5 protein-coding genes are annotated in these 9,205 nt (G+C 68.1%); 2 read left to right on the top strand and 3 right to left on the bottom strand.

Translation table 11 applies throughout. The features are described from left to right. Positions 1–51: 51 nt before the first annotated feature. Genes O0J73_RS19735 through O0J73_RS19725 form a run of 3 tightly spaced genes read right to left on the bottom strand, consistent with a single transcriptional unit; the run spans position 52 to position 1,843 of the window. Positions 52–624 (bottom strand): YceI family protein, encoded by a 573-nt coding sequence (locus O0J73_RS19735; protein ID WP_008268387.1) that lies wholly within the window; start codon positions 622–624, stop codon positions 52–54. A 3-nt stretch (positions 625–627) separates the two neighbouring features. After that, positions 628–1,200 (bottom strand): cytochrome b, encoded by a 573-nt coding sequence (locus O0J73_RS19730; protein ID WP_006463932.1) that lies wholly within the window; start codon positions 1,198–1,200, stop codon positions 628–630. A 10-nt stretch (positions 1,201–1,210) separates the two neighbouring features. Next, positions 1,211–1,843: a YceI family protein gene (locus O0J73_RS19725; RefSeq protein ID WP_006463931.1), complete on the bottom strand. Its 633-nt coding sequence runs from the start codon at positions 1,841–1,843 to the stop codon at positions 1,211–1,213. A gap of 165 nt (positions 1,844–2,008) precedes the next feature. Here O0J73_RS19725 and O0J73_RS19720 point away from each other — a divergent pair, with 165 nt between their 5' ends. Continuing rightward, the gene (locus tag O0J73_RS19720; RefSeq protein ID WP_308309434.1) at positions 2,009–5,554 is read left to right on the top strand and encodes an ATP-binding protein; all 3,546 of its coding nucleotides are present in this window, start codon (positions 2,009–2,011) and stop codon (positions 5,552–5,554) included. Positions 5,555–5,649: 95 nt separating this feature from the next. Further along, positions 5,650–9,177 carry a hybrid sensor histidine kinase/response regulator gene (locus O0J73_RS19715; RefSeq protein ID WP_308309432.1) on the top strand — a complete coding sequence of 1,176 codons (3,528 nt, stop codon included), beginning with the start codon at positions 5,650–5,652 and terminating at the stop codon, positions 9,175–9,177. Positions 9,178–9,205: the final 28 nt, after the last annotated feature.

The raw sequence follows: 9,205 nt of genomic DNA, 5'->3' as shown, positions 1-9,205 counted from the left end.
CCACCCGATATCCGTTAATGCCGGCCAGCGGCCGGCACTACCGGGATCGTCTTACTTCGCGTTGAACTTCACGATCGTGCTGATCGCGGTCTCGTCCGGAATGGTCTTGGTGTCGGCCCAGTCACCGCCGCCGACGCCGAAGTCCAGGCGCTTCACGGTGGCCTTGCCGGTCAGCACCGGCTGGGTACCCGGCTTCCAGGTGAAGGTCAGGGTGACCGGCTTGCTGACGCCGCGCAGTTCCAGCGTGCCATCGGCGGCGAACTGATCGTTGCCCACTGCGCGGAAGCCCTTGGCGGTATAGCGTGCGGTGGCGAACTTGCCGACGTTGAAGAAGTCGGCGGTCTGCAGGGTCGAGTCGCGGTCGCTGTTGCCGCTCTTGGCACCGGCCAGCGGGATCACCACGTCCAGCGAGCCGGCGGCCGGGTTGGCCGGATCGAAGCTGAGCTTGGTGGCGAAGCCCGGGAAGCTGCCAGTGAACACTTCACCGTCGTACTTGGTGGCAAACACCAGGATCGAACCGGCACCGGGGGCCTGCGCGTAGTCGGCGGCGAGCACCGGGGCAGTGGCCAGCATGCCGGCCAGGGCGGCGGCCACGGCGGCCGGGGTGGTCAGTTTCAGGGTCATCGGTCAGTCCTTCTGAGGGGAGGCGAGCCAGCCGCGCGGCAACATGCGGGACAACGTCGCATCGCGCTGGAACAGGTGGTGGTAGAAAGCAGCGCCGGCATGGGCCAGCACCACTGCGATCAACAGCCAGAAGCCGTATTCGTGGATGGCATGGGACACCGCGACGACCTGCGGGTCGGGGCCGCTCAGCTTGGGTACGTCAACCAGCCCGAACCAGCGGAACGGGCGCAGGCCACTGGCCGAGTCGTACAGCCAGCCCGACAGCGGAATGGCGAACATCAGCACATACAACAGCACGTGGGTCGCACTGGCGATGCGCTCCTGCCAGCTGGGCACACCCGGCACCGGCTTGGGCGTGCCGGCATACAGGCGCCAGCCGAGGCGGAACAGCACCAGCGCCAGCACGGTGATGCCGATCGACTTGTGCGCGGTGTAGACCCAGAAATACTTCGGGGTCTTGGGCAATTCACCCATGGTCAGGCCGACCACGCCCAGGGCGAGGATCAGCAGTGCGATCAACCAATGCAGGATCTGGCTGACACTCCCCCAGGCGGCGGGGGTGTTCTTGGCGGTCATGAAAGGTCCTCTAGCGGGCCGTCTTGGGGTCGGAGTGCGGAACGGGAGCGGGAGTTCCCGGGGCGTCGCTGCGGTCGAGAGTGGCTTCAGCCTCGATCCTCAGCTGTACTGCATCACCGATGACGCCCGGCCAGGCGGTGATGCCGAACGCGCGCCGGCTCAGCGTGGTGCTGGCGGAAAAACCGGCGGTGCGTCGAAATGGGGGAAGTGGATAGCGCTTGATGGCATTGAGGGTCACCTCCAGCGTGACCTCCTGGCTGACCCCGCGCAGGGTAAGCGTGCCGATCACGTGGGCACGCTTGGCATCGATGGGCTCGACCCGGCTGGAGACGAATCGGGCGTTCGGGAATCGTTCGCCGTCGAGCAGGCTGCGGGCCAGCGTGGCCTGGTTCCACTTGGCGTCGCCGAGGTCCAATCGCGACACGGGCACCTCGACGTCCAGCGTGGCTTCGCGCCAGTTGTCGGGATCGAACTGCAGGCGGCCTTCACTGCCCGAGACCGTGCCCATGGCCTGCGAGTAACCCGCGTGGTCGATGCTGAACAACACCCGCGTATGCACCGGATCGAGGCGGTAGGTGTCCGCATCCGCCCAGGCGGGGGCGGTGGCGAGCAGCATCGGCAGCAGGGCCAGGCAGGGACGCATCGATGGCGGGCTCCGGAAGGGGGACGTTGCGATCATACGCACAGGCCCCTGCCAACGATGCGTGCATGGCTGCAACAGTTCGTGGTGCCATTGCCCGTGGAAACAGGCTGTTGCAGTCATGAACGCGGGCCTGTGTGACAATCAGGCTTGGACAGGGGGTTCAGGATGAAGAGCGGCTGGCGCCTGTGGTGGCGGGGCATCGCGGGAATGGGACTGCTGCTGATGGCGTTCGCCGCAGTGGCTGCGCCCCTGGATATGGCGGAAACACCGCGCCTGCGCCGTTTCGGCGCGGCCGAAGGCATGCCCTCGCGCATGGTGCTGGCGCTGGCCGAGGATCGCCAGGGCCATGTCTGGGCTGCCACCGATGGCGGCCTGGTGCGTTACGACGGTGCCAGCCTGCGGGTCTGGGAGCATGATCCGGAACAGCCGGGCTCGCTGCCGGGCAATGAGATCGAGACGCTGCTGGTCGATCCGCTGGACCGCGTATGGGTAGGCATCAACGGCAAGGGGCTGGCGCGCCTGGATGCCGACCGGGAGCACTTCAGCACCTTCGATGCAGTGAACGGCCCGTGCCTGGGCCAGTTCTGGACGCTGGCCTACGCCGAGAACGCCTTGTGGATCGGTACCAGCAGCCAAGGGGTCTGCCGGTTTGGAGAGGACGGCAGCCTGCGCTTCTTCAAGCATGATCCTGCGCGCGCGGACGGCCTGCCCAGCAACACCATCTACAGCAGCCTGGTCGATGCGCGCGGGCGCCTGTGGATCGGCACCGAGGCCGGCGTGGCACGCTGGAACGGCCATGGATTCGAGCCGGTGGCGGCGCGGGAGCTGGGCACGTTGAGCGTGCTGCGGATGAGCCGCGATCCGGATGGCTCGATCTGGATCGGCAGCCAGAACGACGGTCTCTATCGCATCGATGCGCAGGACCGGGTCAGTCGCCCGCGTTGGGCCGACAGTGCCCGCCTGCGTTCGGCACTGGTGCTGGCCGATCGCCAGGGCGGCTACTGGGCGGGTACGTCCGACGGTCTGCTGCGCGGAGATGCCAGCGCGTTGTGGCGGCTCGGCGGCGACCGTGGCAGTGGTTTCCTCACCGCCCAGAGCGGGGTGCTCGATCTGCTGCAGGACCACGAGGGCGGAGTGTGGGTGGCGCTGCTGACCCAGGGCCTGGCCTACCTGCCGCCGGACTGGCGCCGTTTCTCGATCTGGAACCAGCTCGATGGCAAGCCGTTGGACAGCCAATATCTGCTGAGCGCGGCCAGCGACGGCCAGGCGTATTACGTAGGCTCGGCACATGGCGTGTACCAGCTGGATGCGCACGGCACGCTGCGCCTGCTGGCCAGCGACCGCGAGATCGGCAGTGGCGCGGTGTGGTCGGTGCTGCCGCGGCCGGATGGGCGCCTGTGGCTGGGCCGTGCTGGCCGCATCAGCGTGTACGACCCGGCCAGCCGCGCGCTGCAGGATTGGCGGATTGACGGTGGCGCCGACCTGCGCCAGCGCATCGATCTGATGCGGCAGGCTCCCGATGGCACGGTCTGGCTGTCGGTGATGAACCTGGGCCTGCAGCAGCGCAGTGCCGATGGCCGCGTGTTGCGCAGCTATCCGCTGGACGATTTCCGCAAGGCGGCCGATTCACCGATCGAGCAGATCCGCTTCGATGCCCATGGCAAGGCGTGGGTCATGGGTGAGATGGGCATCTGGCGCGAGCAGGCGGGGCGCTTCGAGGCGGTGCCGGGCGTTTCCAGCGGGCTGATCTTCGATCTGGTGTGGGTCGACCCGCAGCAGCTGTGGCTGGCCCGGCAGGGCGCGCTCGAACGCTACCAGTGGGATGGCATGAGCCTGCGCCTGATCCAGCGCGTTGATGGAAGTGCCGGCGTGCCGCCGGTCAGCATGGGCGGCCTGGCGCTGGCCGACGACGGCCGGGTGTGGGCGACCACGCCGCGCGGTCTGTTGCGCTGGGATCCCAAGGCGCGACGGCTGCAACTGTTCAATGAACGCGATGGCCTGTCCGATGCCGAGTTCACCAGCCGGCCGCCGGCAGTGAACGCCGATGGCCGCGTCCTCGCCGTGGCCCAGACCGGCCTGGTCGCGTTCGATGTGAATGCCGTTGACGTCGCACTGCCCGCGTCGTCGCTGGTGATTGCCGAGGTGCGCGTGCGCCGCGATGATGCGCGCGGCTGGCAACGCCTGCCGGACACCGGCACGCTGTTGCTGGGGCCGGATGATCGTGACCTGCAGATCGACGCACGCTTGCTGTCGTATGCCAATCCGCAGGGCAACCGCTACCGCTTCCGGGTGCGCGGCTATGACCAGGACTGGGTGGAGCAGGGCGGGGATGGCCAGCGTACGTTGTCCCGGCTGCCCACCGGCAGCTACGTCATCGAAGTGCAGGCGGCCACCGCCAACGGTGCATGGACGGCCTCGCAGCAGTTGAAGGTGAAGGTGCTGCCGCCGTGGTGGCGCAGCGGCATGGCGATCTTCGGCTATATCCTGATCGGTTCACTGCTGCTGCTCACCCTGGCCTGGTCGATCAGGGTCCGCCTGCGTCGCCGCCAGCAATGGCAGTTGACCGTGCACAAGCAGGAACTGGCCGAGCAGGCTTCGCAGGCCAAGAGCCGCTTCCTGGCCACGCTGGGTCATGAGGTGCGCACGCCGATGACCGGTGTGCTTGGCATGAGCGAGCTGCTGCTGGCCACGCCGCTGGACCCGGTGCAGCGCAGCTATGCCGGCTCGATCCAGCAGGCCGGAAGCCATCTGTTGCGGCTGGTCAATGATGCGCTGGACCTCGCCCGCATCGAGGCCGGACGGCTGGAGCTGGACCTGCGTCCGTTCGATCTGGCCGGCCTGCTCGACCAGGTACAGCTGCTGATGCAGCCCATGGCCACGCAGCGCGGGCTGGATTTCCAGCGTGGCAATGACCCGCAGGGTCCGATCAGCGTCAGCGGTGACGAGATGCGGGTGCGCCAGATCCTGCTCAACCTGCTGGGCAACGCGATCAAGTTCACCGAGCGCGGCCATGTCGGCCTGGCCGTGCGCCTGGAGGACAACGGCGGGGGCGTGTGTTTCGAGGTGTACGACAGCGGGCCGGGCATCAACGCCGAGCAGCAGGAACGCTTGTTCCACCGTTTCGAGCAGGCTGATGGCCCGCGCACGGCGTCGCGCTATGGCGGCAGCGGGCTGGGCCTTGCGATCTGCCAGGAGCTGGCGGTGGCGATGGGCGGGCGCATCGACGTGGAGAGCTCGCCGGGCAAGGGCGCGCGCTTCAGGGTACGGTTGCCGCTGCCCTGGACGCGGCAGGCGGCCGCCGCAGCAGGTGATGTTACGGCGTTGCCGGTACTGCCGCCGCTGCGCATCCTGCTGGTGGAGGACGATGCCACCGTGGCCGAGGTCATCGCCGGCCTGTTGCGCAGCCGGGGGCATGAGGTCGTGCACGTGCTGCACGGCCTGGGGGCCTTGTCCGAGATCGCCACCGACGGCTTCGATGTTGGCCTGCTCGACCTCGATCTGCCGGCATTGGATGGCACCGCGATCGCCCGCCAGCTGCGTGCGCTGGGCTATGAGCTGCCGCTGGTGGCGGTGACGGCGCGTTCCGATGCCTATGCCGAGTCGCAGGTCCTCGCCGCCGGGTTCGATGGCTTCCTGCGCAAGCCGGTCACTGGCGACATGCTGGTGGCGGCGATCGTTCAAGCTCGCGCCAAGCGACAGGACATGCCCTGAAAGCGTCGGCGCCAGGCGTGAACGACGCGACTTTCGGTTTACCATGCCGACGCCCGCGGCGCGGGAATCATCAGGACAGCGTGAGGAGGCAATCGGTGGCGTATCTGCGGGCGGCCATGCTGCTGCTGATCCTCCTGTGCTGCCTGTCACCCGCTGCCGCACAGCCCGTGCCACCGAGTCCGCGCCAGGTGACGGTGTTTGACGGCCTGCCGTCCAATACCGTCAACCGCATGGCCGAAGACCGTTACGGCTACCTGTGGATTGCCACCAACGACGGTCTGGCACGCTACGACGGGCGCAACTACCGGATCTGGCGTTCGGAAGATGGATTGCGCGACAACCGGATCTGGTCGGTGCTGGTCGATGCGCGCAACCAGCTCTGGATCGGGACCGAGAATGCCGGCCTGGTGCGGATGTCGGCCGACCGCCGCCAGCTGCACTTCTACGACCGCAGCAGCCAGCCGCTGATGGGAACCAATACGGTCTGGAGCCTGGCGGCCACGCCGGATGGTTCGGTCTGGTTCGGCACCCACGAGGGAGGGCTGTACCGGCTGGACAACCAGGATCGGCTGCAGCGCTTCCTGCCGGAGGCCAACAATCCGCGCAGCCTGCCGGCCGCATCGGTTCCGTATCTGGCAACCCTGGCCGACGGCAGCTTGTGGATCGGTACCAAGCATGGCGTAGCGCGCTGGACCGGAACCGACTTCGAACGTGTCGGCACCGACGTCATCCCCAGCCTGCTGATCAATGGCCTGACCGCCGAGCCCGACGGCAGCCTGTGGATCAGCACGATGGCCGGTGCCACCGTGCGCCGCCCCGACGGTCGCTTCGAGACGCCGCCGTGGAAGCTTCCGCGAGGGGAGCAGGTGCTGGGCATGATGCTGCGCGACGAACAGGGCGGCTACTGGCTGGACACCCGGACCGGCCTCGGCCGTGCGGTCGATGGCCAGTACCAGGCCGTGCCGTTGTACAGCGCGGTGGCGCGTGGCCCGGTACGGCCGAACTGGACTGGCGCCTACGAGGACCGCGAGGGCGGAATCTGGCTGGCCAGTACCAACGCCGGGCTGTGGCACCTGCTGCCCCGCTGGTGGCAGTTCTCGGTGCTGTCACGGCTGGAGGACGACCCCAGCTCGCTGCGCAACGCCTTCGTCCTGGGTACCAGCCCGTCCAGCAATGGTGGCATCTGGACGGTCGGCAGCCATGGTGCGCTGGACCGCTTCGATCCGAAGACCGGCAAGGTCGAACAGCACCGCACCTGGGTCAATGGCATGCACTGGCTGAGCTCGGTGCGCGAGGATCGGCGCGGGCAGGTCTGGATTGGTTCCAACGATGCACTGCTGCGTTATGACCCGAAGCTGCGCGATCTGCGCCGCTGGGGGCGTGATGCCGGTGCCGATGCCACCATGGAAGGGGTCATCGAATCGATGATGACCTGCGATGGCGACAGCCTGTGGCTGATGCTGTCATCCGGCCTGCAGCAGCGCGACCTGGACGGGCGCCTGCGTCGCCAGCTGGACAACGGCCAGCGTGGCCTGCAGCAGGGCCAGCTCAACCTGGATGTGGAATGCGGGCCACAGGATCACATCTGGCTGGCCAGCAGCCGTGGCCTGCTGCAGTGGTTGCCGGAAAGCGAGCGCTTCCAGCCGGTGCCGGGCGCTCCGGCGACCGCGATCCACGCGCTGCATGTGGGCCGCGATGGCCAGGTGTGGCTGTCCGAGGATGGCCGGCTGTCGCGCTATCGCTGGAGCCAGGGGCGGCTGGAGAGGCAGGCGGTGGTCGGCGCCGAGCAGGGCTATCCGGCGATCTCCGCGTCCGGGCTGGTGGTGGACGCGCAGGGCGTCGCGTGGGCCACCAGTGCGCGCGGCCTGGTCCGCATCGGCACCGACGGCCAGAGCGTGCGCCTGTATGGGGTGCACGATGGCCTGCCCAGCCAGGAATTCCGCGAGCACACCCTGGTGATGTCGGGTGACGGCCACCTGGTGGCCGGAACGCCGGCCGGCGTGGTGGTGTTCGATCCGGAACAGGTACGGCCGTCGGTGCGGCGTGCGCCATTGGTGATCGAACGGGTCGAGGTGCGCCGCAACGAGCAGGTGCTCGACCTGACCCATGACGCACCGCTGCAGATCGCCGATGGCGATCGCGACCTGCGCATCGTCGCGCGGCTGCTGTCGTTCGCCGATTCGGCTTCCAATACGTACCGCTACCGCCTGGCCGGCTACGATCCGGATTGGGTCGAAGTCGGACCGGCCGGTGAGCGCCTGTTCTCGCGCCTGCCCCCGGGCAGTTATCGGCTGGAAGTGCAGGCACGCTCGGCCGACCATGTCTGGTCGCGGGTGCAGAGCCTGGAGTTCCGTGTGCAGCCGCCGTGGTGGCGCAGCCTGTCTGGCCTGCTGGTGCTGGCGTCCATCGCGTTGTTGCTGACCAGCTGGTTCGCCTGGTTGTACCGGCGTCGCCTGCAGCGTCGTCATGCCTACCAGCTGGCGCTGCACAAGCAGGAACTGGCCGAGCAGGCTTCGGCCGCCAAGACCCGCTTCCTGGCCAACCTCGGTCATGAAATCCGCACGCCGATGACCGGCGTGCTGGGCATGAGTGAACTGCTGCTGGCGTCGCCGCTGGACCCGCAGCAGCGCGGTTACACGCAGTCGATCCGGCACGCCGGTGAGCATCTGCTGCACCTGGTCAACGATGCACTGGACCTGGCACGGATCGAGTCCGGGCGACTGGAACTGCAGCACAAGCCGTTCGCGCTGAGCTGCCTGCTGCAGGATCTGGCCGCGCTGATGGGGCCGCTGGCTGCGCAGAAGGGCCTGCGCTTCACCCTTGACAACCAGCTGCCGCCTGGCCTGCAGGCCACCGGCGATGCGATGCGGGTGCGCCAGATCCTGCTCAACCTGCTCTCGAACGCGGTCAAGTTCACCAGCCGTGGCACCATCACGCTGCACGCGCGCAGCGATGGCGAGCTGCGCGCGCTGCATTTCGAGGTGCGCGATACCGGCCCCGGCATCAGCCAGGAACAGCAGCAGCGCCTGTTCCGGCGCTTCGAGCAGGCCGACGGTGCACGTACCGCCGCACAGTACGGTGGTAGCGGCCTGGGCCTGGCGATCTGCCGCGAACTGGCGCAGGCGATGCAGGGGCGCATCCAGGTGGAAAGCCAGCTGGGCCGCGGCACCTGCTTCGGCGTTACCCTGCCGTTGCCGATGGTGGTTGATGCCAGTGCCGAGGCCGAGGGCGGAACGCACCGCGAGGAGGCTGCGAACATGCCGCCGCTGCGGGTGCTCCTGGTCGAGGACGACGCGACCGTGGCCGACGTGGTGCGCGGCTTGCTGAGCGCACGAGGCCATGAGGTAACCCATGCGGGTCATGCGCTGGCGGCGCTGCGCGAGATCAGTGCCGGCGATTTCGACGTCGGCCTGCTCGACCTGGACCTGCCGGGCCTGAGCGGATTCGAGCTGGCCCAGCACCTGCGCAACCAGGGCTACATGCTGCCGCTGCTGGCGGTGACTGCGCGTACCGATCCGGACCTGCAGCAACAGGTGGAAGCGGCAGGTATTGGTGGCTTCCTGCGCAAGCCGGTGACCGGGGAACTGCTGGTGGAAGCGATCGCCCGGGTGATGGGCAGGTAGGGGTTCGGCAGGGCCCGCGGCCCTGCAC

It is taken from the genome of Stenotrophomonas sp. Sm6012 (assembly GCF_030985895.1).
GTDB lineage: Bacteria > Pseudomonadota > Gammaproteobacteria > Xanthomonadales > Xanthomonadaceae > Stenotrophomonas > Stenotrophomonas forensis.
Note: the sequence above shows the minus strand (reverse complement) of the source record. Positions and strands in the feature narration are given on the sequence as shown.